Source organism: Mycobacterium sp. NGS34 (genome assembly GCF_059812845.1).
The window spans coordinates 71,456-95,225 of the sequence record NZ_JCALDM010000015.1 but is presented as its reverse complement, the minus strand read 5'-3'; the positions used below and the strand labels follow the sequence as shown (position 1 = coordinate 95,225).

Genomic DNA, 23,770 nt, shown 5'->3' with positions numbered 1-23,770 from the left:
TAAGGTCGTTTCTAGCACTTCTAGCCCTTCAGGGGCGACCAGCCAACCGACTCGGAGAAGGGGGCACGTGAGCGAACTGCGGTTGATGGCGGTGCACGCCCACCCCGACGACGAGTCGAGCAAGGGTGCGGCCACCGTGGCCCGCTATGCCGACGAGGGTCACCGGGTTTTGGTGGTGACCCTGACCGGGGGCGAGCGCGGCGAGATTCTCAACCCGGCGATGGACCTGCCCGACGTGCTGGAGCACATGGCCGAAATCCGCCGTGACGAGATGGCGAAGGCGGCGGAGATCCTCGGCGTCGAGCACACCTGGCTGGGCTTCGTCGACTCCGGCCTGCCCCAGGGCGATCCGCCGCCGCCGCTGCCGGAGGGCTGCTTCGCGCTGGCGCCGCTGGAGGAACCGGTCGAGGCGCTGGTGCGGGTGGTCCGCGAGTTCCGCCCGCACGTGATGACCACGTACGACGAGAACGGCGGCTACCCGCACCCCGACCACATTCGCTGCCACCAGGTTTCGGTCGGCGCGTTCGAGGCCGCCGCCGACTACGCCCGCTTCCCGGACGCGGGCGAGCCGTGGGCGGTGTCCAAGCTGTACTACAACCACGGCTTCCTGCGGGCGCGGATGCAACTGCTGCACGACGAATTCGTCAAGCGCGGCCAGGAGGGCCCGTTCCAAAAGTGGCTCAAGCACTGGGATCCCGAGCACGACCCGTTCGAGTCCCGGGTGACGACGCGGGTCGAGTGCTCGGCGTATTTCAGCCAGCGCGACGACGCCCTGCGCGCGCACGCCACCCAGATCGACCCGAACGCCGAATTCTTCGCCGCTCCCATCGAATGGCAGCAGCGGCTCTGGCCGACCGAGGAATTCGAGCTGGCCCGCTCGCGGGTTCCGGTCAAACTGCCCGAGGACGACCTGTTCGCCGGAATCGAGGACGACGGGTGACCCACCATCTCCTCCGGGTGATCGCCGACGGCCCGCACAACCACGGGCCCGACTTCGGCAAGGCCAGCCCGGTCGGACTGCTTGTTGTGGTGCTGCTGGTGGTCGCGACGCTGTTCCTGTTGCGGTCGATGAGCCGGCAGCTGAAGAAGGTTCCGAAGACGTTCGACCCGGAGCATCCCGAGCCCGATCAGGCCGCCGACGAGGGCACCGACACGATCGGTGAGGGGCCCGGCCCGGCGAACGGGCCGACGCGGGCCCCAGGACCCGGTGATGAGCCCGGCTGAGCAGTCCGCAACGAACACCCTCGGCCTGGCCACCAGCCCCTATCTGCGCCAGCACGCCGACAATCCGGTGCATTGGCAGCAGTGGACGCCGCGGGCGCTCGCAGACGCGGAGGCGCGCGACGTGCCGATCCTGCTCTCCATCGGCTACGCCGCCTGCCACTGGTGTCATGTCATGGCCCACGAATCGTTCGAGGACGACGAGGTGGCCGCGGTGATGAACGCGGGATTCGTCTGCATCAAGGTCGACCGCGAGGAGCGCCCCGACATCGACGCGGTGTACATGAACGCCACCGTCGCGCTCACCGGGCACGGCGGATGGCCGATGACGTGTTTCCTGACATCCGACGGCCGACCCTTCTTCTGCGGCACGTACTACCCGAAAGACGGCTTCCTGCAACTTCTCTCGGCCGTATCGGCCACCTGGCGGGACCGCCGCGGGGAGGTCGAGGAGGCCTCGGACCACATCGCCGACGAGTTGCGCAAGATGGCAGGCGGGCTGCCCGGCGGTGGCCCTGACGTGGCGCCGCAGCTGTGCGACCACGCCGTCGCGTCCGTGCTGGGCGACCAGGACCCGGTTCACGGCGGGTTCGGCGGCGCCCCCAAGTTCCCGCCGTCGGCGCTTCTCGAGGCGCTGCTGCGCAACCACGAGCGCACCGGGTCACCGGCGGCGCTGGAGGCGGTCGCGCGCACGGCCAACGCGATGGCCCGCGGCGGCATCTACGACCAACTCGCCGGCGGCTTCGCCCGTTACAGCGTCGACAATGCCTGGGTGGTACCGCATTTCGAGAAGATGCTCTACGACAACGCGTTGCTGCTGCGGGCGTACGCGCACTGGGCGCGGCGCACCGGCGACCGGCTGGCCCGCCGCGTCGCCGCCCAGACCGCGGGGTTCCTGCTCGGCGAGCTGACCGACGGTGACATGTTCGTCTCGTCGCTGGACGCCGACGCCGACGGCCGCGAGGGTTCGACGTATGTGTGGACGCCCGCGCAGCTGACCGAGGCGCTCGGAGCCGACGACGGTGCTTGGGCGGCAACGGTTTTCGCGGTCACCCCGTCCGGCACCTTCGAACACGGCAGCTCGGTGCTGCAGTTGCCCGCCGACCCGGACGACCCGCAGCGGGCCGAACGGGTCCGCACCGCGCTGCTGGCCGCGCGGCTTATCCGGGCGCAGCCCGGTCGCGACGACAAGGTCGTCACGTCGTGGAACGGCCTGGCGATCACGGCGCTCGCCGAGGCCAGCGTGGCGTTGGACGACCCCGAATTGGCCGCTGCCGCAGGGCGTTGCGCGCTTTCGCTGCTGGGCCTGCACGTCGTCGACGGCCGGTTGCGGCGCGCCAGCCTGGGCGGGGTGGTCGGCGACAGCCCCGGCATCCTCGAGGATCACGCGATGCTGGCCACCGGCCTGCTCGCGCTGTATCAGCTGACCGCCGACGAGTCGTGGCTGACGACGGCGAGCGACCTGCTGGACACGGCGCTGCGCCATTTCGCCGACCCTCAGCAGCCGGGCCGCTGGTTCGACACCGCCGACGACGCCGAGCGGTTGGTGCTGCGCCCCGCCGACCCGCTGGACGGCGCGACGCCGTCGGGCGCGTCGTCGATCACCGAAGCGTTGCTGACCGCGGCGCACCTCGTCGACGGGGAACGGGCGGAACGGTACCTGCGGGCCGCGGGTGACGCCCTGGCCGCGCACTCGCTGCTGCTGGAGCGCGCGCCGCGGTCGGCCGGGCACTGGCTGGCCGTCGCCGAATCCGCGGTTCGCGGGCCGCTGCAGATCGCGGTCGCCTGCGACCCGGCGCGGTCCCCGCTGCTGGCCGAGGCGCGCCGGCTGGCGCCCGGCGGGGCGATCGTCGTGGGCGGCGAGCGCGATTCGTCGGCGCTGCTGGTCGGCCGGGACCGGGTTGGCGGCGCCGACGCGGCGTACGTGTGCCGCGGCCGGCTTTGCGACCTGCCGGTGACCGCGGCGGCCGAACTGGCGGCGGCCCTGGATGTTTCGGGAGGGTAGCCCGGAGGCTACCCTGCCTCCCATGCCAAACGCCTCGGACCGGGTCCACGCGATCACGGACACCGTCAACCGCTACATCGAGCTCATCGCCAAGGGCAGCGCCGACGACCTGGTGGAGTTGTACGCCGACGACGCGACCGTCGAGGACCCGGTCGGGGGCGAGGTGCACATCGGCCGCCAGGCCATCCACGGCTTCTACTCCGCGGTCAACGACGTGCAGCGCGAATGCGAGCTGGTGTCGCTGCGGGTGGCCGGCAACGAGGCGGCGTTCCAGTTCCGCCTGACCATCACCGCGGGGGAGCACCGGATGGTGATCGAGCCGATCGACGTCATGGTGTTCGACGACCGCGGCAAGGTCACCGCGATGAAGGCCTACTGGTCGGCGGCCGACGTGCGGCAGCTCTAGGCGGGGTTGCCGACGTAGAAGACGGCGAACCACATGGCGATGTAGTGCAGGATCGCCGCGATCGCCGTGAAGGCGTGGAAAAACTCGTGATAGCCGAACGTCTTCGGCCACGGGTCCGGCCAGCGCAATCCGTAGAGCAGCCCGCCGATGCTGTAGAACGCGCCGCCGACGGCGAGCAGCACCATCGCGGCCACCCCGGCGACGTGGATGATCGTCGGCGCGTACCAGACGGCCACCCAACCCAGCAGCAGGTACAGCGGCACGCCCACCCAGCGCGGCGCCGTCGGCCAGCACACCTTCAGCACGATGCCCGCCAGCGCGCCGCCCCACACGATCCACAACACGGTTCGCCCGTCGGCGGGCGGCATCGCCAGCATCGCGAACGGCGTGTAACTGCCGGCGATGAACAGGAAGATCATCGAATGGTCGAGCCGCTTCATCAGGTTGCGGCTCTTGGCGGATTTCCAGTTGACGCGGTGGTAGGTGGCGCTGACCGCGAACATGGCCACGGTGGCCAGGGCGTAGGCGAACGTCGTCAGCCCGGCCCGCGTGGATGCCACCGCCCACGACACCGACACCAGGCTCGCGCCGCAGACGATCGCCAGCCACGCGGAGTAGAAGTGAATCCAGCCGCGCATGCGGGGCTTGGAAACGGCCTCGGCGGCACCCTCGACGAGCTGTTCGACGGGATTGCCGGGCGCGATCGCCTCGGGCTCCGGGTTGGGGGGCGTGCTGGTTTTGCTGCTCATTAGAACCAACAGTAGCGGCGAACGACCACGACCCGGTGTTGGACGTGCGGTGGGGTTGCGCAAATCCAAACCGGAATTTGGCGTCGCTCACAGTAGGGTGGAGCTTCGTGGAGATCATCCCGCCGCGGCTCAAGGAGCCGTTGTACCGCGTCTACGAGCTGCGGCTGAGGCAGGGTCTGGCGGCCTCGAAATCCGAGCTTCCCCGCCACATCGCGGTGCTGTGCGACGGGAACCGGCGCTGGGCGCGCAACGCGGGTTACGACGACGTCAGCTACGGCTACCGGATGGGTGCCGCGAAGATCGCCGAGATGCTGCGCTGGTGTCAAGAGGCCGGCATCGAGATGACGACGGTGTACCTGCTGTCCACCGAAAACCTGCAACGCGACGCCGACGAGCTGGCCGGCCTCATCGAGATCATCACAGACGTGGTCGAGGAGATCTGCGCCCCCGCCAATCGGTGGAGCGTCCGCACCGTCGGCGACCTCGGGCTGATCGGCGAGGAGCCGGCCCGCCGGGTGCGCGACGCGGTGGAGTCGACCCCGGCCGTGGCGCCGTTCCACGTCAACGTCGCCGTCGGCTACGGCGGGCGCCGGGAGATCGTCGACGCGGTGCGGGCGCTGCTGAACAAGGAGCTCGCCAACGGGGCCACCGCCGAGGAGTTGATCGACGCGGTGACCGTCGACGGCATCTCCGAAAACCTTTACACCTCGGGGCAACCCGACCCCGACCTGGTGATCCGCACCTCCGGCGAGCAGCGGCTGTCGGGGTTTCTGCTGTGGCAGAGCGCCTATTCGGAGATGTGGTTCACCGAGGCGCACTGGCCCGCGTTCCGCCGCGTCGATTTCCTGCGCGCGCTGCGTGACTACAGCCAACGGCACCGCCGATACGGCAAGTAACCCGTGTCGATCGCAAGCGCGGCGTAGCCGGGCGCAGCGGGTCGGCGCGCATCGAACCCCGTGCCACACTGGATGCATGGCTGCGCTGTCGGCGGTGGTTTTCACGCTGAGCTTGTGGCTGGGTTTGTATCTGCTGGCCCGCGACCCGCGCAAGCCGGTGCTGGCGCTGGCGGCGATCGGGCTGTTCGGTTTCGCGCTGGTGGTCGCGCTGGACGCAATACGCACCGCCGGCGTCGGCCACGTCGCGGTCCTCAGCCGGCTCGAGATCTATCTGGCCGCCGTACCCAGCGTGGCGTGGTTCGCGGTGCTCGTCGAGCTGTCCCGCCCGGGCGACCGCTGGCGGGCGCGCACCGGTGAGATTCTGCTCGTCGGCGGTGTCGGCGCGCTGATCCTGCTCGGCGCGGCGCTGGCCGGCAGCGTCGAAGGGCCGCTGCGGCCAGGGCACCTGCTGATGATGGCGGTGATCTCGACGTCCACGTTGGGGGCGATGATCGTCGCGGTTCGGCGGCCCGCCCAGCCGACCTCGGTCGTGGGCGTCGTGGTCGTCGCGACGCTGTTCTTCGCGCTGGCCAACGCCATCCTGATCATCCCGCTGGGCATCGTGCCGAGCTGGCTGGCCCTGGCGTCGACGGGTTGCGACGTCCTGACGCTCGGGGTGGCGGTGGCGCTGTGGGACGCCTTCGACGAGGGCCAGGCGTTGCGCGCCGACATGCTGCGCTCGTTCGCCGGTTCGATGGCGGTCGCCGTGCTGTTCGGCGGCCAGGCGCTGATCGGCTTGGCGCTGACCCGCGGGGAGCCCGCCGCGCAGACCGTGCTCACCGTACTGCTGTTCACCACGCTCGCCATCGCGATCGCGGTGCAGGTGCTGGCCGACCCACTGGCCGGCGTGCTGGACCGGCTGGCGTTCTCCCGGTCGCCCACGCTGCGCGCCGACCGGGCCGCGTTGCGGCACACCGGGGCGGCGCTGCCGTTGCGCTCGGCCGATCCCCGCAAGGCGCTCGCGCACATCGACGACGACACCTTCGCCCGGCTCACCCGCCGCGCGCTGGGCCACTACGCCGACCTGACCAAGCTCGTCGCCAGCCCGCTCACCGCGTTGCCCGTGATCGACGAGCGGCTGGCAGCGCGCGGCGCGCCCGATCACCCGGTGGAGCGGGCCAACGAGCTCAAGGCCGTTCTCGCCGACGGCATCGCCCGGCTCAAACCCCGCGACGCGGGCGATTTCGGAACCACCGAGGAATGGCGTTACTACAACTCGCTGTACTTCCCGTACGTCGTCGGGGTGCGCGCGTACGCGCAGAACGCCACCGCGGCCGGCCTGGACGCCACCGCCCGGCAGGCCTGGCAGTGGCTGGTCACCGAGGTGCCGCAGCGCTCGCTGCACAACTGGCAAAGCGCCGCCGCCCGGCTCATCGCCGCGGATCTGCGCGGCCGGGTGCCGGTCCCCAGCGACTAGCGGGGCGGCCCCGCCGCTCGCGAGATGTAAACCACCGCGACCGTCGTCGGCGCGTCTTCGCAGCCGCTTATGTGTCGCGGCGCCGGGGGGCGCGATCAGGCCAGCGGCCCCACGATTTGCGACACGTGTGGAACTAATTGGCCCACGGCGGGAATAGCCCGAAGAAATGCCTGGTCTTTGTATCCGTGGCAGCAGTTGGCAGCGCCACGCGTCGATATGGCAGTGCTCTGGCGGCACGCTCAAACCAGATCGACCCCCTCCGCCATCGCTAGGAGTAATCACATGACCGCCGTTTCTGGTCTCCCCACCCGCCCCTTGTACGACTCGACCGATTCGCTGCTGCGGTTCGCCATGCGCGCCGACGCCACGTTGACCGGGCTGTGCGGCTTGGCCGTCGCTTTCTTCGCCGACCCGATCTCGTCGCTGACCGGACTCACGTCGGGCCAGGAATACGCGATGGGCGCGTTCTTCGTGCTCGCCGGCCTCGTCGTGTTCAGCCTCGCCGCGGCGCCGGACCTGCGCCGCGTCGGGATGGGCATCATCGCGGCCAACGTCGTCTTCACGCTGGCCGCGATCGTGGCCGCCGAGGCGGTGCCCATGTTGACCGCAACCGGGGTGGCCGCGACGCTGGCCACCGGCGTCTACACCGCGGCGTTCGGCGGTCTGCAGTACCTGGGAATGCGTCGCCTCGCGACGTAACCCCGCCCACCGGCTCCCGCGCTACAGCTTGCGCAGGCGCAGCCGATTGATGGAGTGGTCGGCGTCCTTGCGCAGCACCAGGGTGGCGCGGGGCCGGGTCGGCAGGATGTTCTCGACCAGGTTGGGCCGGTTGATCGACCGCCAGATCTCGCGGGCGGCGGCGACCGCCTTGGTGTCGTTCAGCGCCGAATAGTGGTGGAAGTGTGACTCCGGATCGGCGAACGCCGTGGTGCGCAGCGACAGGAACCGCGACACGTACCACTGTTCGATGTCCTCGATCCGGGCGTCCACATAGAGCGAGAAGTCGAACAGGTCCGACACCATCAGGGTCGGACCGGTCTGCAGGACGTTGAGGCCCTCGAGGATCAGGATGTCGGGGTGGCGGACGACGTGCTTGGCCCCCGGGATGATGTCGTACTTCAGGTGCGAATACACCGGCGCGCACGCGTAGTCCGCGCCGGACTTGACCGACGTCACGAACCGCATCAGCGCCCGGCGGTTGTAGCTTTCCGGAAAACCCTTGCGGTGCATCAGGTTTCGCCGATCGAGCTCGGCGTTCGGGTATAGGAAGCCGTCGGTGGTCACCAGGTCGACGCGGGGGTGGGGATCCCAGCGGGCCAGCAGCGCCTGCAGCACGCGGGCCGTCGTCGATTTGCCGACGGCCACGCTGCCCGCCACGCCGATCACGAACGGCACCGGCCGGTCCGGATTCTGTTGCGGTTCCCCGAGGAATTCCGCGGTGGCGGCGAACAGCCGCTGGCGCGCCGCGACCTGAAGGTGGATCAACCGGGCCAGCGGCAGGTAGACCTCTTCGACCTCCAGCAGGTCGATCTGCTCACCGAGACCGCGCAGCCCGACGAGTTCCTCTTCGGTGAGGGCCAGCGGCGTCGACATGCGCAGCGCACGCCATTGTTTTCGGTCGAACTCCACATAAGGGCTCGGCTCGCTAGGCCGCGGCATAGTGCTCAAGTGTGGCAGGGGCAAACGCGCGCCCGACGGCTGGGCTGGCGAAAAGCGCCCGCGGATAGACTGGCGGCCGTGACCGCCGCACCTGACGCCCGTACCGCCTCTTCTGTGATGTCGGCCCCGCTCGCCGAGGTCGACCCCGACATCGCCGAGTTGCTGGACAAGGAACTGCACCGGCAACGCGACACCCTGGAGATGATCGCCTCCGAGAACTTCGTGCCCCGCTCGGTGCTGCAGACCCAGGGGAGCGTCCTGACCAACAAGTACGCCGAGGGACTGCCCGGCCGGCGCTACTACGGCGGATGCGAGCACGTCGACGTCGTGGAGAACATCGCCCGCGACCGGGCCAAGGCGTTGTTCGGCGCCGAGTTCGCCAACGTCCAGCCGCATTCCGGGGCGCAGGCCAACGCCGCCGTGCTGCACGCCCTGATGTCACCAGGGGAACACCTGCTGGGCCTGGACCTGGCCAACGGCGGCCACCTCACCCACGGAATGAAGCTGAACTTCTCCGGAAAGCTGTACGAGGCCGGCTTCTACGGCGTGGACCCCAAGACGCATCTGGTCGACATGGATGTCGTGCGCGCCCGGGCGCTCGAGTTCCGCCCCAAGGTGATCATCGCCGGCTGGTCGGCGTACCCGCGGATCCTCGACTTCGCCGCGTTCCGCTCGATCGCCGACGAGGTCGACGCCAAGCTGTGGGTGGACATGGCGCACTTCGCCGGGCTCGTCGCCGTGGGCCTGCACCCGACGCCGGTGCCGCACGCGGACGTGGTGTCCACGACCGTGCACAAGACGCTGGGCGGCGCCCGTTCCGGCATGATCCTCGGCAAGCAGGAGTACGCCAAGGCGATCAACTCGGCGGTGTTCCCCGGCCAGCAGGGCGGCCCGCTGATGCACGTCATCGCGGGCAAGGCGGTCGCGCTCAAGATCGCCACCACACCCGAGTTCGCCGACCGCCAGCAGCGCACGCTGTCCGGGGCGCGCATCGTCGCCGACCGCCTGCTGGCGGCCGACGTCGCCAAGGCCGGCGTCTCGGTGGTCAGCGGCGGCACCGACGTGCACCTGGTGCTGGTCGACCTGCGTGACTCGCCGCTCGACGGCAAGGCCGCCGAGGACCTGCTGCACGAGATCGGCATCACCGTCAACCGCAACGCGGTCCCGAACGACCCGCGCCCCCCGATGGTGACGTCGGGGCTGCGGGTGGGAACGCCGGCGTTGGCCACCCGCGGTTTCGGGGACGCCGAATTCACCGAGGTAGCCGACATCATCGCCACCGCGCTGGCAACGGCCGGGACCACCGGCAAAGACGTAGACGTTTCCGCGCTGCGGCAACGCGTGACGCGCCTGGCCAGGGATTTCCCGCTCTACGAGGGCCTGGAGAACTGGACGCTCGTCGACCGCTGAGCGGGTTAGGGACCAAAGTCACCATTCGGCGGCGACACGCCCCAACAATTTCACAGAACCTGTTCCTAGAAGTTACAGTAACCGCATGGCACAGAAACCTGTTCCTAACACGCTGACCCTCGAACTCGAGCCCGTGGTCGAGCGGCTCATGGACCACCACCTCAACACCGAGGACCTGTGGTTCGCCCACGACTACGTGCCCTTCGAGCAGGGCGAGAACTTCGCGTTCCTGGGCGGACGCGACTGGGACGCGTCCCAGACCACCCTGCCGCGGACCATCACCGACGCCTGCGAAATCCTGCTGCTGCTCAAGGACAACCTCGCCGCACACCACCGCGAGCTCGTAGAGCACTTCATCCTCGAGGATTGGTGGGGCCGCTGGCTCGGCCGGTGGACCGCCGAGGAGCACCTGCACGCCATCGCGCTGCGCGAATACCTCGTGGTGACCCGGGAGGTCGACCCGACCGCCAACGAGGAGGCCCGCGTCCAGTACGTGATGAAGGGCTACCGCGGCGACACCTACTCGCAGGTCGAAACCCTGGTCTACATGGCGCTCACCGAGCGCACGCACGCGGTCTTCTGCGGCAACCTGGCGGCCGCGATCGAGGAGCCCGTGCTGGCCGGCCTCATCGACCGGATCCGCAGGGACGAGGTGCGCCACGAGCACATGTTCGCCAGCCTCGTCGCGCACTGCCTCTCCTACACCCGCGACGAGACCATCGCCGCGATCGCCGCGCGGGCGGCCGACCTGCAGACGGTGGGCGCCGACATCGACGCCTACGCGGACAAGGTGCGAAACGTCGCGGACGCGGGCATCTTCACCCCGCAGGACCTACGGCAGGCGATCTCCGACCGCATCACCGACTGGGGTGTGGCGGGCGAACCCGCGCTGCAGCAGTTCGTCATAAGTTAAGCCGAACGTCACCCGAGCCGGCCGCGGCCCGCGGCCGGTTTTTGGTGTCCCCGTGTCGGTCTCGGCGCGCCTGCGCGGCGCCGAAGCGGCCACGAGAGTAGCGTCGTTCCCGATGGCCAGCGACAAGATCTGCTGCCAGGGCGGCACCTCCCGTCACGAGAAGGGCAGGACCGGCCCCGGTCCTGGTGCTGCGGCTCCCGCCGACATGCCTGTGCGGGTCCGCGCGGGCTTACCCGCTCGAGGAGCGCTTCGTGACCGATCTCCGGACCTATGTGCTCGACACCTCCGTGCTGCTGTCCGACCCGTGGGCGTGCAGCCGGTTCGCCGAACACGAGGTGGTGGTGCCGCTGGTGGTGATCAGCGAGCTGGAGGCCAAACGCCACCACCACGAACTGGGCTGGTTCGCCCGTCAGGCGTTGCGCCTGTTCGATGATCTTCGGCTCGAGCACGGACGGCTGGATCAGCCGATTTCCGTTGGGACACAAGGCGGCACGCTTCACGTCGAACTGAATCACACCGACCCGTCGGTGCTGCCCGCCGGCTTTCGCACCGACAGCAACGACTCCCGGATCCTGAGCTGCGCCGCCAACCTGGCCGCCGAGGGTAAGCGAGTTACGTTGGTCAGCAAGGACATTCCGCTGCGGGTGAAGGCCGCCGCGGTAGGACTGGCCGCCGACGAGTACCACGCGCAGGACGTCATCGTCTCCGGTTGGTCGGGGATGCAGGAGATCGAGACCGGCACCGACGACATCGACGCGCTCTACGCCGACGGTGAGATCGATCTGGTCGAAGCCAGAGACCTGCCCTGCCACACCGGGATTCGGCTGTTGGGCGGCAGCTCTCACGCACTCGGGCGGGTCAACGCGGCAAAACGCGTCCAGTTGGTTCGCGGCGACCGCGAGGTGTTCGGGCTGCGCGGGCGTTCCGCCGAGCAGCGGGTGGCGCTGGACCTGCTGCTGGACGAGTCGGTGGGCATCGTGTCGCTGGGCGGCAAGGCCGGCACCGGCAAGTCGGCGCTGGCGCTGTGCGCGGGCCTCGAGGCGGTGCTGGAACGGCGCACCCACCGCAAGGTGGTGGTGTTCCGACCGCTGTATGCGGTGGGCGGCCAGGAGCTCGGCTACCTGCCCGGCAGCGAGAGCGAAAAGATGGGTCCGTGGGCGCAGGCGGTCTTCGACACCCTCGAGGGCCTCGCCAGTCCCGCGGTGCTCGAGGAGGTGCTGTCCCGGGGCATGCTCGAGGTGCTGCCGCTGACCCACATCCGGGGCCGCTCGCTGCACGACTCGTTCGTGATCGTCGACGAGGCGCAGTCGCTGGAGCGCAACGTGCTGCTGACCGTGCTGTCCCGGCTGGGCACCGGATCGCGGGTGGTGCTGACCCACGACATCGCCCAGCGCGACAACCTGCGCGTCGGCCGCCACGACGGGGTCGCAGCGGTGATCGAGAAGCTCAAGGGCCACCCGCTGTTCGCCCACATCACGCTGCTGCGCAGCGAGCGCTCGCCGATCGCTGCGCTGGTCACCGAGATGCTCGAGGAGATCGCCGGACCGCACTGAGTGTGAATCCTTGGCTTTAACGGTCACTTCAGGGCGGGAAATCCGCGCGAATCTCGCCCTGGTGCAACACTGAAAACCCTGGTTACAGGGTCAGCGCCGCGGCTGCACACCCAACCCCGGGTAGGCTTCCTACGTGCCGAAACGACCCGACAGCCAGGCCTGGCGCTATTGGCGGACCGTGTTGGGCGTCGTGGCGGCCGCCGCGGTGCTGGTGATCGGCGCCCTCACCGGTCACGTGACGCGGGCCGACAACCTCAGCTGCTCGGTCGTCAAGTGCGTCGCGTTCACGTTCGACGACGGGCCGGGGCCCTACACCGACCGGCTGCTGCAAATCCTGAAGGACGCCGACGCCAAGGCCACGTTCTTCCTGATCGGCAACAAGGTCGCCGCCAACCCGGCCGGCGCCAAGCGCGTCGCCGACGCCGGCATGGAGTTCGGCAACCACACCTGGGAACACCCCAACATGACCACGATCCCCCCGGAGGACATCGCGGGCCAGTTCTCCCGCAGCAACGACGCGATCACTGCCGCGACGGGCCGGGCCCCGTCGCTGTGGCGTCCCGCCGGCGGGCTGTCCAACGACGCGGTGCGGGCGACCGCGGGAAAGTTTGGGCTGGCCGAAATACTGTGGGACGTCATCCCTTTCGACTGGATCAACGACTCCAACACGGCCGCGACGCGGTACATGCTGATGACCTACATCAAGCCCGGCTCGGTGGTGTTGTTCCATGACACCTACTCGAGCACCGTCGACTTGGTGTACCAGTTCATCCCGGTGCTCAAGGCCAACGGCTACCGCTTGGTGACGGTCAGCGAATTGCTGGGGCCGCGGGCGCCGGGCAGCACGTACGGCGGCCGCGACAACGGGCCGCCCGCCAACCAGCTGCACGACATTCCGCCCGGCGAGATCCCCGCCCTGCCCAACACGTCCTCACCCAAGCCGATGCCAAATTTCCCGATCACCGACATCCCGGGCCAGAACTCGGGCGGGCCGAACAACGGCGCCTAGAAAAGGTTTGGGCCCGCTCACCGCTACCTTTATAGGGTGATCAAGCCGGGCTGGCTTCGGGCTCCAGCGGCGGGGCAGCGAAAATCCGCTCGCCGGTTGGAGATCCAATATGCGATCGACCTCACGCTGGCGTACGTCGTGGCCGTCGTCGACGCCGCCGCCATCCTGGTCCCGCTGCGCGGACACACGTCCGCCGCGGCCAACGTCGACATCGTGGAAAGAAACACGGCCCTGGTGCTGGCGCTGATTGCGGTGGGCGTCGTCGGCGTCGTGGTGGCGGGTGTCCGCAACCTGGCTCCCACGCTGCGTTGGTACGCCGCCGGGGACGAACCGACCGACGCGCAACGGGAAGCGGCGATGAGGATCCCCGGCCGTCAGTCGACGATCCTCTTGCTGTCCTGGGGCGGGGCGGGGGCGATCTTCGCGGCGATGAATCTGGCCGGGGGGCCCGAGCTGATGCTGCCCATCGTCCTCGGTGTGCTGCTGGGCGCGCCGGCGGCCGCCGGCATGGGGATGCTGTTCGCGCAGCGGACTTTGCGGCCCATCATGGGCGCCGCCACGCTCGGCCGCGAGCCGCGCCTGGTGGTGCCGAGCGTGTTCGCGCGACTGGTGTTGCTGTGGTTCTTGTGCAGCGCGCTGCCGATCGGGGTGATCGCGGCCCTGGTCGTCCTTCGCTCGTACGGATGGCTGATCCAGAAGTCGGCATCGCTGGACGTGCCGCTGCTGGTGGTCTCACTGGCGGCGGTGCTGCTCGGTTTGCCGATCATGATCTTGACGTCGCGCTCCATTTCCGATCCCCTCAGCGAGGTCGTCGACGCGATGGCCGAGGTGGAGCACGGCCACATGGAAACCAAGGTGGGCGCCTACGAGCGCTCCCAAATCGGTCGCCTGCAAACGGGATTCAACCGAATGGTCGCCGGGCTCGCCGAGCGGGATCGGCTGCGGGACCTGTTCGGGCGCCACGTCGGAACCGATGTCGCGCAACGCGCGATTCAAGAGGGTGCGTCGCTGTCCGGCGATGTGGTCGAGGCGGGGGTGCTCTTCATCGACCTGGTCGGCTCCACGCAACTCGCGGAAAGCCGCCCCCCGCAAGAGGTCGCCGAGGTGCTCAACGACTTCTTCCAGATCGTGGTCGACGCGGTCGACGAACACAACGGGCTGATCAACAAATTCGCCGGCGACGCCGCACTGGCCGTCTTCGGCGCCCCGTTGCGCACGGCGCAACCGGCGTCGGCGGCGCTGGCGACGGCGCGCGCCTTGGCCAGCCAGCTGCGCCGGCTGCCCGTCGTCGATTTCGGCATCGGCATTTCGGCGGGACGCGTCTTCGCCGGCAACGTCGGCGCCGAAAACCGGTATGAATACACGGTAATCGGCGACGCGGTCAATGAGGCGGCGCGGCTGGCCGACCTTGCCAAAACCGCCGAGCGGCGAATCCTGTGTTCGGCCGCCGCCATCGACCGGGCCGACGACGCCGAGCGCGCGCACTGGGCCGAGTGCTATTCGACCGTGTTACGCGGCCGCTCCGAGGCCACGCACGTGTCGGCGCCGGCGAGTTCCTGACCTACTTCTTTACCTTCAGCGCCCCAACGACTTTGGTGATGATGCCCGCCGACGCCGCGTCGCCGATGGGCGTCGCGCCCATGAAGATGGTGACCGGCTTCGTGTCGACCGCGATGATGACCACGGAGTCACCCTTGACGTTGCGTGCGGGGTCGGCGATCGTGATGTCGGCGTCCACGCGGGCGGCCTTCACACCGTCGACGGTGAGCGACGACGTCTTCGTCGGGCCCAGGGTGGGCGTGGCGTTCGCGTAGCCCGGTCCGTTGGCCACGCAGTCCAGCAACTTCGCCGCCTGCGCGCCGACGTCCATGCTGGAGACGAAGTTGGTGACGGCGACCTCCGCCTGCATCATCCACTGGTTGGCGCCGGGCACCTCCGCCCCCACGCCGACCGCGCCGATGAGGTTGGGGGACTGATCATCCGAAAAACCCTGCCACCCGGGGGTGGCGCTGGCCGGGAACGACAGCTTGCCCGCGCTGATCGTGTCGCCGGAGGGCTTGTCGCCGCCGGACACGTTGGGCGTGCAGCCGGTCGCCGTCTGCTGGGAGTTGTTCGGCGACGACGACGGGGCGCTCGTGGAGGACGGCACGGACGGGTTGGTCGAGGGGCTCGCCCTGTTCGGCTTGCTTCCGTTGTTGAGCCCGATCGCCAAGAGCACCACCACGATGATGACGCCCAGCACCGCGATGCCGGCGAGGATCAGCCACGGCGCCTTGGAGCGTGGTCCCGGCGGTGGCCCGGGCGGGTACGGCCCGCCGGGCCCTCCCGGCCAGCCCGGCGGAACCTGCTGCCCGGGCGGCGGGAACTGCTGGGGCTGGTAGGGGCCCGCCGGATACGGGCCGCCCGGCGCGGGGTAGGGGTATCCGCCGCCCGGCGGCGGGCCGCCCGGCGGGGGACCACCCGGTGGCGGGCCGACCGGTGGCTGGCCACCCTGCGGCGGGCCACCCCAATATGGGCCCTGCCCATAGGGATTCGCCCCGTAGGGATCCTGACCGTAGGGACCGCCGGGGGGACCGCCGGGGGGATTCGTCATCGCCGAACCGCTCTCATCTATTCCTCCGGCTTCACTTTGGCCATCGCCAACACGTCGAGGCGGCGGTCCAGTTCTTCGAGTGACAGCTTGTCACCGATCAGGCCGCGGTCGATCACGGTCTGTCGGATGGTCTTGCGCTCCTTGAGCGCCTGCTTGGCCACCGCGGCGGCCTCCTCGTAGCCGATGGCCGAGTTCAGCGGCGTCACGATCGACGGCGACGACTCGGCAAGCTCGCGCAGGTGCTCGACGTTGGCCCTGAGCCCGACGATGCAGCGCTCCGCGAACAGCCTCGAGACGTTGGTCAGCAGCTTGAAGGACTCGAGAATGTTGCGCGCCATCATCGGGATGTAGACGTTGAGCTCGAAGGCGCCGGACAACCCGCCGACGGCGACCGCGGCGTCGTTGCCGATCACCTGGGCCGCGACCTGCGTAACCGCCTCCGGCAGAACGGGATTCACCTTGCCCGGCATGATCGAGCTGCCCGGCTGCAGGTCCGGCAGCTGAATTTCGGCCAGGCCCGTCAGCGGGCCCGACCCCATCCAGCGGACGTCGTTGGCGATCTTGGTCAGCGACACCGCGATGGTGCGCAGCGCGCCGGAGGCCTCGACCAGCCCGTCGCGGGCGGCCTGGGCCTCGAAAGAGTTTACCGCCGGGCGCAATTCGCTCAGGCCGGTGGAAGCGACCAGGGTCTCGACCACCTTGACGCCGAACCCGTCGGGTGCGTTGAGGCCGGTGCCCACGGCGGTGCCCCCGATCGCGAGCTCACCCAGCCGCGGCAGCGTGGCCCGGACCCGTTCGATGCCGGCCTCGATCTGGCGGGCGTACCCGCTGAATTCCTGGCCCAGCGTGACCGGGACGGCGTCCATCAGGTGGGTGCGGCCGGACTTGACCACCGTGTGCCACTCGCGGGCCTTGCTCGCCAGCGCGTCGTGCAGCACCTCGAGCGCGGGGATGAGGTGACGCACCGCGGCCTCGGTCGCCGCGATGTGCGTGGCGGTCGGGAAGGTGTCGTTGGACGACTGCGACATGTTGACGTCGTCGTTGGGATGCACCGTCACCCCGTTGGCGGCGGCGATGCTGGCGATCACCTCGTTGGTGTTCATGTTCGAGCTTGTGCCCGAACCGGTTTGGAAGACGTCGATGGGGAACTGGTCGTCGTGGCGGCCGTCGGCGATCTCGGCCGCGGCGGCGATGATCGCGTCGGCCTTCTCCGGCGCCAGCAGCCCGAGGTCCTTGTTCACTTGCGCGCAGGCACCCTTGAGCAGCCCCAGCGCGCGGATCTGGGTGCGCTCCAGGCCGCGGCCCGAGATCGGGAAGTTCTCGACCGCGCGCTGAGTCTGCGCGCGCCACAAGGCCTTTGCCGGCACCCGGACCTCGCCCATGGTGTCGTGCTCGATGCGGTACTCGGCGTCCTCAGTGGCCATAGATTGGTCTCCTGGTTTCGGGTCGGGTTCTTAGGGCAGGGGGTAGGCGGCAGAGCTGTCGCCGGTGAAGTCGATCGCGGAGTACTCGTTGAGCTTGGACAGCCGGTGATAGGCCTCGATCAGGCGCACGGTGCCCGACTTCGAGCGCATCACGATCGACTGGGTGGTGCAGCCGCCGGGGTAGTACCGGACGCCCTTGAGCAGGTCGCCCTCGGTGACGCCGGTCGCGCAGAAGAAGACGTTCTCGCCGGACACCAGGTCCTCGGTGGTCAATATCTGGTCCAGGTCGTAGCCCGCGTCCAGCGCCTTGCGGCGCTCGACGTCGTCCTTGGGCGCCAGTTGAGCCTGGATGGCCCCGCCCATGCAGCGGATCGCCGCCGCGGCGATGATGCCCTCCGGCGTGCCGCCGATGCCGGCCAGCATGTCGGTGCCCGATTCCGGCCGGCACGCGGAGATGGCGCCCGCGACGTCGCCGTCGGTGATCAGCCGGATCCGGGCGCCGGTGGCCCGGACGTCTTCGATGAGCTGTGCGTGCCGCGGCCGGTCCAGGATGCATACCGTCATGTCGCGCACCGACAGGGCCTTGACCTTGGCGACGGCCTTGATGTTCTCGGCGATCGGGGCGGTGATGTCCAGCACGTTCGCGGCCTCGGGGCCGACGGCGATCTTGTTCATGTAGAACACGGCCGACGGGTCGAACATCGCGCCGCGGTCGGCCACCGCCAGCACGGAGATGGCGTTGGGCATGCCCTTGCTCATCAACGTGGTGCCGTCCACCGGGTCGACGGCGAAGTCGCACTCCGGCCCGTCGCCGTTGCCGACCTCCTCGCCGTTGTAGAGCATCGGGGCCTGGTCCTTCTCACCCTCGCCGATCACCACCACGCCGCGCATCGACACGGTGTTGACCAGCTCGCGGATGGCGTCCACGGCCGCGCCGTCGCCGCCCTCCTTGTCGCCGCGGCCCACCCAGCGGCCGGCCGCCATGGCACCGGCCTCGGTTACCCGGACCAGCTCCATCGCCAGGTTGCGGTCGGGGGCTTCACGGCGTTGGGGGCGATCGCTCATGGTTGCCGATTGTCCCAGAAGCGGATCCGTCTGCCGGAACTGGGATACTCGGCGTCATGACCGACGAGCCGCAGCCGAACGCCGAGGTAGGCGAGCCGACGCCGGCGCCCAAACCGGCAAAGCCCCGGTTGCTGCAGGACGGTCGCGACATGTTCTGGTCGCTGGCGCCGTTGGTCGTCGGCTGCATCCTGCTGGCCGGCCTGGTCGGGATGTGTTCGTTTCAGCCGGTCGGGACGAACAAGGGCGCGATCCCGTCCTACGACGCGGCGGCGGCCTTGCGGGCGGACGCCCAGGCCCTGGGCTTTCCGATTCGGCTGCCCCAGCTGCCCGCCGGCTGGCACCCCAACTCCGGCGGACGCGGCGGCATCGACAACGGCCGAACCGACCCCGCGACCGGTCAGCGGCTGCACGCGGCCACCTCGACGGTGGGCTACCTCAGCCCGACGGGCATGTACCTGGGCCTGACCCAGAGCAACGCCGACGAGGACAAGCTCGTCGGGTCGGTCCATCCGTCGGCGTATCCGACCGGGACGGTCGACGTCGGCGGCGTCAACTGGGTCGTCTATCACGGCAGCGCGCAGGGCGCGCAAGCAGAGGGAGCCGCCGAACCGGTATGGACCACCAGGCTCGCCGGCCCGGCCGGCGCCACCCAGATCGCGATAACCGGTGCCGGCAGCGCCGAGGAATTCCGTACGCTGGCCTCGGCGACGCAATCAGCGTCGCCGTTACCCGCGCGCTGAAAGAAGGCACCGCGTGACCGCACCCCAAGCAGACCTGTCCGGATGGTCGGTGGCACCGTTCACCGGAGGCGGCTACACCCACGACGTCTACCGCAAGGGCACCGGCCCCGGCGTGGTGCTGATCCCGGAGATCCCCGGCATCCATCCCGCCGTGCTCGGACTCGGTAATCATCTGGTGGACAACGGCTTCACCGTCGCGATGCCGTCGCTGTTCGGTGAGCCGGGCAAGCCGAAGACGCTCGGCTACATCATCAGCTCCATCACCCGAGCCTGTGTCGCAAGGGAATTCGCCGCGTTCGCCACCAACAAGGAGCGACCGGTGTCGCTTTTCCTGCGCGCGCTGGCCCGCGACCTCAACGCGTCCACGCCGGGCAAGGGCGTCGGCGTCATCGGGCAGTGCTTCACCGGCGGCTTCGCGCTGGCCGCCGCGGTCGACGACAGCGTGTTGGCCCCGGTGCTTTCGCAACCGTCGGTGCCGATGCCGCTGGGCCGCGCGCGCCGCGCCGACACCGGTCTGAGCGAATCCGAGATGACGACCGTGGCCGACCGGTGCGCCAACGACGGCCTGTGCGCGATGGGCCTGCGCTTCAGCGAGGACAGCGTCGTGCCGAGGGAGCGGTTCGCGGCGCTCAAGGCGCGCCTCGGCGACGCGTTCGAGGTCATCGAAATCGACTCGCGCCCAGGCAACGAGGGCGGCTTCGGCAGGATGGCGCACTCGGTGCTGACCGACGAGGTCCGCGAAGTCGACGGTCAACCTGCTTACGAGGCGCGCAAGCGGGTGGTCGAGTTCCTAACCGAGCGGCTCACGTAGGGAAGTTCGAGATCATGGCGAGCGACGACCGCGTGGTCGAAACCACCCACGGCCCGGTCCGGGGCGCTGACGACGGGGACGTCAGGACCTGGAGGGGCATCCGATACGCCGCGCCGCCCCTCGGCGACCTGCGGTTCCGGCGACCGGAGCCCCCGCAGCGGTGGCCGGAGATCGCCGACGCCACCAGCTACGGTCCCGCGTGCCCGCAACCCACCTTCCCCAACATGCCGCTGGAACTCGGTGCGCCGCAGGGCGAAGACTGCCTGCGCCTGAACGTCTTCGCGCCGGCGGGCACCGCGCCCGGCGATGCCAAACCCGTGATGGTGTGGCTGCACGGCGGCGCCTACGTTCTGGGATCGGCCAGCCAGCCGCTCTACGAGGGCCACCGGTTGGTCACGGGCGGTGACGTGGTCGTCGTGACGGTCAACTATCGCCTCGGGGCGTTGGGCTTTCTCGACTTGTCGTCGTTTTCCACCGCGCGGCGCCGCTTCGATTCGAACATCGGGCTGCACGACGTGCTGGCGGCGTTGCGCTGGGTGCGCGACAACATCGCGGCGTTCGGAGGTGACCCCGAAAGGGTCACGCTGTTCGGCGAATCCGCCGGCGCGGGGATCGTCACGACGCTGCTGACCACTCCGGCGGCCGAGGGCCTGTTCGCCGGCGCGATCGCCCAGAGTTCCCCGGCCACATCGGTGTACGACCGCGACCGGGCCGAGCGCGTCGCCGTGAGCTTCCTCGACAAGCTGCGAATCGACCCGGCCGCGCTGCCCGACGCGCCGATCGAAGCGATCCTGGCCGCGTCGCAGCAGGTGTTCGACGAAGTGCCCGTGCGCAATCCGGGCTTGCTCGCGTTCGTCCCGATCGTCGACGGCGACCTGCTGCACGACTACCCGGTCAAACTGGCGCAGGAGGGTCGCTCGCACCCCGTGCCGTTGATCATCGGCACCAACAAGCATGAGGCGGCGCTCTTCCGGTTGATGCGCTCGCCGCTGATGCCGATCACCCCGCACGCGATCACGTCGATGTTCACCCAGATCGCCGCCGAACAGCCCGACCTGCAATTGCCCACCCAGGAGCAGATCGTGTCGGCCTACTCCGGATTGCGGCGCAAGGCAAGGTTTTTGAGCATCGCCACCGACGTCGGCTTCCGGATGCCGTCGGTGTGGCTGGCCGAGGGGCACAGCGGTGTGGCGCCGGTGTATCTGTACCGGTTCGACTATTCGACGCCCCTGCTGAAGCTGCTGCTGGTGAACGCCGCGCACGCCACCGAATTGCCTTACATCTGGGGCAATCTCGGGGCGCCGAAGGACCCGACCCTGAAGCTCGGCGGCGCCAGGACCGCCAAAGCGGTCTCGAAACGGGTGCGCACCCGGTGGGTCAACTTCGCCACTCACGGGAAGCCCGCGGCCCCCGACGGCGAGCCGGACTGGACGCCCTACCAGGAGGCCGATCGGGCCTGCCTGATCATCGACAAGCGCGACACGATCGCCACCGATCTGGACGCGCCGATCCGGGCCGCGTGGGGCAGCGAGATGGTGAGCTTCCGCTAGCTCGATGCCGCCTTGCGCCACGGAAACCAATTGCGGCGCACGGGTTCGTCGTCGAGCGGTTCGAGTTCGATGCCCTTGTACACCGCGAGGTAGACGTCGACGGTGGTGACGATGAGGATCATCAGCACCGGGCCGATGACGATGCCCCATGGGCCGAACATGGCGATGCCCGAGAACACCGCCAGCAGCATGAGCGCCGGATTCAGCCGCGCGTCGCGGGGGACCAGGATGGGGCGCAGGAAGTTGTCGATGTTGGTGACCACGATGAGGTGCCACAGGACGACGAAGGCGCCGCCGACGATGTTGCCGTAGAAGATCATTCCGATGCCAAACGGAATCGTCACGATTCCGCCGCCCAGCGGAATGATCGACAACGCGGTCAGCAGAACCGCGAAAATGAAGAAGCCATGGTGAAAGCCGGCGACGTAGATGGACGCGGCGCCTGCCACGCCCTGACACAGCGCGATGACGAACTGGCCGCTGACGGTGCCGCGCACCATCGCCCCGGCCTTCCTCAGGTACAGATCGGTGACCTCGTCGCCCAGCGGGTTGAGCTGGCCGATCAAGGTTCGCACCCGTTCGCGATTCACCAGCAACGCGAGGAACACGTACAGAAAGATGATCGCCGACGCGACGGCGCCGGCGATGCCGCCGACGGCGCCCTGCAGGAAATGCAGGAGCCATTCGCCGACGCTGCGTCCCACGGTGATCATCGACTTCCGCAGCGTGTCCGTGGTTACCGTTGTGTGCGCGAAGGGAACCCGGGCCAACAGGTCGTTGACCGCATGCAGGATCCGGTCGCCGAGCCCGCTCAGGTCGGTGGTCTTGACCCACTCCGAGATGCTGTCGACCATGCGGCGGATCTGAACGAACGCCAGGACCACGAGGAGGCCGACCGGAATGAACACGACGGCCAGCGCCGCCAGCAGGGTGCAGGTGGCCGACAGGCCGGTGCCCAGGCGTCGGTTGAACCAATTGAACAGGGGGGTGAACAAGTACGCCCCGACGGCGGCCACCACGATGAGCACGAAGTAGTTGCGCAGGAAATACGCACCGAACAGCAGGGCGATCAGCGTGAGCACCGCGAGCGCGCGTTTTTGGGTGAGCGTGAATTCGGTGTTCATGCGAACCGGGCCGCCCTCCGCGTCGTCGCTGCTGAGCTGAACCTTAACGCCGGGCGGTGCCTTTCGTCAGCATCCGAGCTACCGGGCCGCGGCTTGAGTTTTCATCCGCTGGAACAGGTCCACGTAGTACGGCAGGCATTCGGACATGGCCTTGTCGGTGGTGAACAACGGCTCGTATCCGAGGTCGCGCCGCGCCTTGTCGATCGAGAAGTAGTTGTCCAGATACAACCGCTCGATGGCCAGCGGCTCCAGCAGCGGCGCCGGTATCCCGAACCGGAAATGCAGCCGCTGCCATCCGCTCATCGCCGCGCGCACCATCGGGCCGTTCACGCGCACGCGGGGCCAGTTGACGCCGCAGGCCTCCACGACCGGCCGGGCGAATTCGAACATGTTGATCGGGTCGGCGTCGTTGATGAAGTACGCCTGACCGGGCGCCGTCCCACCCGGGACCAGATGCTGGGCGGCGAGGATGAAACCGTGAATCAGGTTGTGCACGTAGGAATTGTCGAGCCGCGCCGACTTGCGGCCGATCAGCACCTTGACGTGTCCGGCGATCACGCTTTCGAACAGCCTGCGAAACATCGTCTGATCGCCGCGGCCCCAGATGCCGCTGGGCCGGATCGCGCACGTCAGCATGTCCCCAACGCCGTTCTGCGCCAACACGAATCGCTCGGCGACCACTTTCGTCTCGGTGTAGAGGTCGTTGAACCTGTTGGTATACGGCAGCGTCTCGTCACCGGCGGCGATGTTCTGCCCGCCCATCACGACGCTGTTCGACGAGGTGTAGACGAACCGCTTCACCCCGGCCCGTTGCCCGGCGTGCACCAGGTTCTCCGTGCCGCCGACGTTGACGGCGAAACTGCGCTGGCGGTATTCGTCGGTGACCGACGCGCCGCCCATCAGCTCGATCAGCGCGGCGGTGTGGAACACCGTGTCGATGCCGTCGACCGCCGCGGCGCAGACGCCCGCGTCGGTGACGTCGCCCTGCAGGACCTCCAGCTGCGGATGCGCCTCAAGCGGCGAGGGGGCGCGGTCGAAGGAACGCACCTGGTATCCGCGGTCGAGCAAGGTGGTCACCAGGTTCGCGCCGACAAACCCCGAGCCCCCGGTGACCAGGACGCGCCCAAGTTCGGTTGTCAGTGATGGATCACCCATAGTTCGCGAAGCATAGTCCAGAACAACTGGA

Annotated in this window: 22 protein-coding genes; 15 read left to right on the top strand and 7 right to left on the bottom strand. The window is 69.0% G+C overall.

Features of this window, described 5'->3' with window-relative positions:
- The first annotated feature begins 67 nt into the window (after positions 1-67).
- Genes mca through AC5Y7V_RS26515 form a run of 4 tightly spaced genes read left to right on the top strand, consistent with a single transcriptional unit; the run spans position 68 to position 3,632 of the window.
- Positions 68-940, top strand: coding sequence for a mycothiol conjugate amidase Mca (gene mca / locus AC5Y7V_RS26530; protein ID WP_499883024.1), 873 nt, complete (start codon positions 68-70; stop codon positions 938-940).
- Complete coding sequence (locus AC5Y7V_RS26525; RefSeq protein WP_499883023.1) at positions 937-1,224, top strand: hypothetical protein; 288 nt, start codon at positions 937-939, stop codon at positions 1,222-1,224. Before mca ends, AC5Y7V_RS26525 begins: the two co-directional genes overlap by 4 nt.
- Positions 1,211-3,226: a thioredoxin domain-containing protein gene (locus tag AC5Y7V_RS26520; RefSeq protein ID WP_499883022.1), complete on the top strand. Its 2,016-nt coding sequence runs from the start codon at positions 1,211-1,213 to the stop codon at positions 3,224-3,226. The genes AC5Y7V_RS26525 and AC5Y7V_RS26520 overlap by 14 nt, the downstream gene beginning before the upstream one ends.
- Positions 3,227-3,248: 22 nt before the next feature.
- Positions 3,249-3,632, top strand: a complete 384-nt coding sequence (locus AC5Y7V_RS26515) for a nuclear transport factor 2 family protein (RefSeq protein WP_499883021.1) — start codon at positions 3,249-3,251, stop codon at positions 3,630-3,632.
- Here the strand turns inward: AC5Y7V_RS26515 and trhA are convergent.
- Positions 3,629-4,381 carry a PAQR family membrane homeostasis protein TrhA gene (trhA, locus tag AC5Y7V_RS26510; protein ID WP_499883020.1) on the bottom strand — a complete coding sequence of 251 codons (753 nt, stop codon included), beginning with the start codon at positions 4,379-4,381 and terminating at the stop codon, positions 3,629-3,631. The two genes, AC5Y7V_RS26515 and trhA, sit on opposite strands and share 4 nt — an antisense overlap.
- A 107-nt stretch (positions 4,382-4,488) precedes the next feature.
- On the opposite strand from trhA, the gene AC5Y7V_RS26505 reads away from it, so the two are divergent.
- The 3 genes from AC5Y7V_RS26505 (at position 4,489) to AC5Y7V_RS26495 (ending at position 7,432) form a co-directional block, all read left to right on the top strand.
- Positions 4,489-5,277: a (2Z,6E)-farnesyl diphosphate synthase gene (locus AC5Y7V_RS26505; RefSeq protein ID WP_499883019.1), complete on the top strand. Its 789-nt coding sequence runs from the start codon at positions 4,489-4,491 to the stop codon at positions 5,275-5,277.
- A 76-nt stretch (positions 5,278-5,353) separates the two neighbouring features.
- Positions 5,354-6,733: a hypothetical protein gene (locus tag AC5Y7V_RS26500; protein ID WP_499883018.1), complete on the top strand. Its 1,380-nt coding sequence runs from the start codon at positions 5,354-5,356 to the stop codon at positions 6,731-6,733.
- Between the two features lie 282 nt (positions 6,734-7,015).
- A complete protein-coding gene (locus tag AC5Y7V_RS26495) occupies positions 7,016-7,432 on the top strand; it encodes a hypothetical protein (protein WP_499883017.1) in 417 nt (138 codons plus the stop codon).
- 21 nt (positions 7,433-7,453) lie between these two features.
- Here the strand turns inward: AC5Y7V_RS26495 and coaA are convergent, their stop codons facing one another.
- Complete coding sequence (gene coaA, locus AC5Y7V_RS26490) at positions 7,454-8,392, bottom strand: type I pantothenate kinase (RefSeq protein ID WP_499883016.1); 939 nt, start codon at positions 8,390-8,392, stop codon at positions 7,454-7,456.
- Positions 8,393-8,509: 117 nt separating this feature from the next.
- Between coaA and glyA the strand changes: the two genes are divergently transcribed.
- The 5 genes from glyA (at position 8,510) to AC5Y7V_RS26465 (ending at position 14,837) form a co-directional block, all read left to right on the top strand.
- The gene (gene glyA / locus AC5Y7V_RS26485; protein WP_499883068.1) at positions 8,510-9,802 is read left to right on the top strand and encodes a serine hydroxymethyltransferase; all 1,293 of its coding nucleotides are present in this window, start codon (positions 8,510-8,512) and stop codon (positions 9,800-9,802) included.
- Between the two features lie 85 nt (positions 9,803-9,887).
- Positions 9,888-10,715, top strand: coding sequence for an acyl-ACP desaturase (locus AC5Y7V_RS26480; RefSeq protein WP_499883015.1), 828 nt, complete (start codon positions 9,888-9,890; stop codon positions 10,713-10,715).
- Positions 10,716-10,966: 251 nt separating this feature from the next.
- Positions 10,967-12,268: an RNA 5'-3' helicase PhoH2 gene (gene phoH2, locus AC5Y7V_RS26475; RefSeq protein ID WP_066941045.1), complete on the top strand. Its 1,302-nt coding sequence runs from the start codon at positions 10,967-10,969 to the stop codon at positions 12,266-12,268.
- A gap of 133 nt (positions 12,269-12,401) precedes the next feature.
- Entirely contained in the window at positions 12,402-13,277 is an 876-nt protein-coding gene (locus AC5Y7V_RS26470) for a polysaccharide deacetylase family protein (RefSeq protein WP_499883014.1), read from the top strand.
- A gap of 102 nt (positions 13,278-13,379) precedes the next feature.
- Entirely contained in the window at positions 13,380-14,837 is a 1,458-nt protein-coding gene (locus tag AC5Y7V_RS26465) for an adenylate/guanylate cyclase domain-containing protein (RefSeq protein ID WP_499883067.1), read from the top strand.
- Between the two features lies 1 nt (position 14,838).
- Here the strand turns inward: AC5Y7V_RS26465 and AC5Y7V_RS26460 are convergent, their stop codons facing one another.
- From AC5Y7V_RS26460 to glpX, 3 genes are read right to left on the bottom strand one after another with little or no spacing between them, the layout of a single operon-like run.
- A complete protein-coding gene (locus AC5Y7V_RS26460; RefSeq protein WP_499883013.1) occupies positions 14,839-15,870 on the bottom strand; it encodes a hypothetical protein in 1,032 nt (343 codons plus the stop codon).
- Positions 15,871-15,887: 17 nt separating this feature from the next.
- Entirely contained in the window at positions 15,888-17,294 is a 1,407-nt protein-coding gene (locus tag AC5Y7V_RS26455; RefSeq protein WP_499883012.1) for a class II fumarate hydratase, read from the bottom strand.
- 30 nt (positions 17,295-17,324) lie between these two features.
- Positions 17,325-18,359, bottom strand: coding sequence for a class II fructose-bisphosphatase (glpX, locus tag AC5Y7V_RS26450; protein WP_499883011.1), 1,035 nt, complete (start codon positions 18,357-18,359; stop codon positions 17,325-17,327).
- A 56-nt stretch (positions 18,360-18,415) separates the two neighbouring features.
- On the opposite strand from glpX, the gene AC5Y7V_RS26445 reads away from it, so the two are divergent.
- The 3 genes from AC5Y7V_RS26445 to AC5Y7V_RS26435 are packed head-to-tail and all read left to right on the top strand — an operon-like array spanning position 18,416 to position 21,460.
- Positions 18,416-19,099, top strand: coding sequence for a DUF4245 domain-containing protein (locus AC5Y7V_RS26445; protein WP_499883010.1), 684 nt, complete (start codon positions 18,416-18,418; stop codon positions 19,097-19,099).
- A gap of 13 nt (positions 19,100-19,112) precedes the next feature.
- The gene (locus tag AC5Y7V_RS26440; protein WP_499883009.1) at positions 19,113-19,910 is read left to right on the top strand and encodes a dienelactone hydrolase family protein; all 798 of its coding nucleotides are present in this window, start codon (positions 19,113-19,115) and stop codon (positions 19,908-19,910) included.
- A 14-nt stretch (positions 19,911-19,924) separates the two neighbouring features.
- Positions 19,925-21,460, top strand: a complete 1,536-nt coding sequence (locus AC5Y7V_RS26435; RefSeq protein ID WP_499883008.1) for a carboxylesterase/lipase family protein — start codon at positions 19,925-19,927, stop codon at positions 21,458-21,460.
- On the opposite strand, the gene AC5Y7V_RS26430 is transcribed toward AC5Y7V_RS26435, so the two are convergent.
- Entirely contained in the window at positions 21,457-22,584 is a 1,128-nt protein-coding gene (locus AC5Y7V_RS26430) for an AI-2E family transporter (RefSeq protein WP_499883007.1), read from the bottom strand. The two genes, AC5Y7V_RS26435 and AC5Y7V_RS26430, sit on opposite strands and share 4 nt — an antisense overlap.
- Before the next feature lie 78 nt (positions 22,585-22,662).
- Positions 22,663-23,739, bottom strand: a complete 1,077-nt coding sequence (locus tag AC5Y7V_RS26425; RefSeq protein WP_499883006.1) for a 3-beta-hydroxysteroid dehydrogenase — start codon at positions 23,737-23,739, stop codon at positions 22,663-22,665.
- Positions 23,740-23,770: the final 31 nt, after the last annotated feature.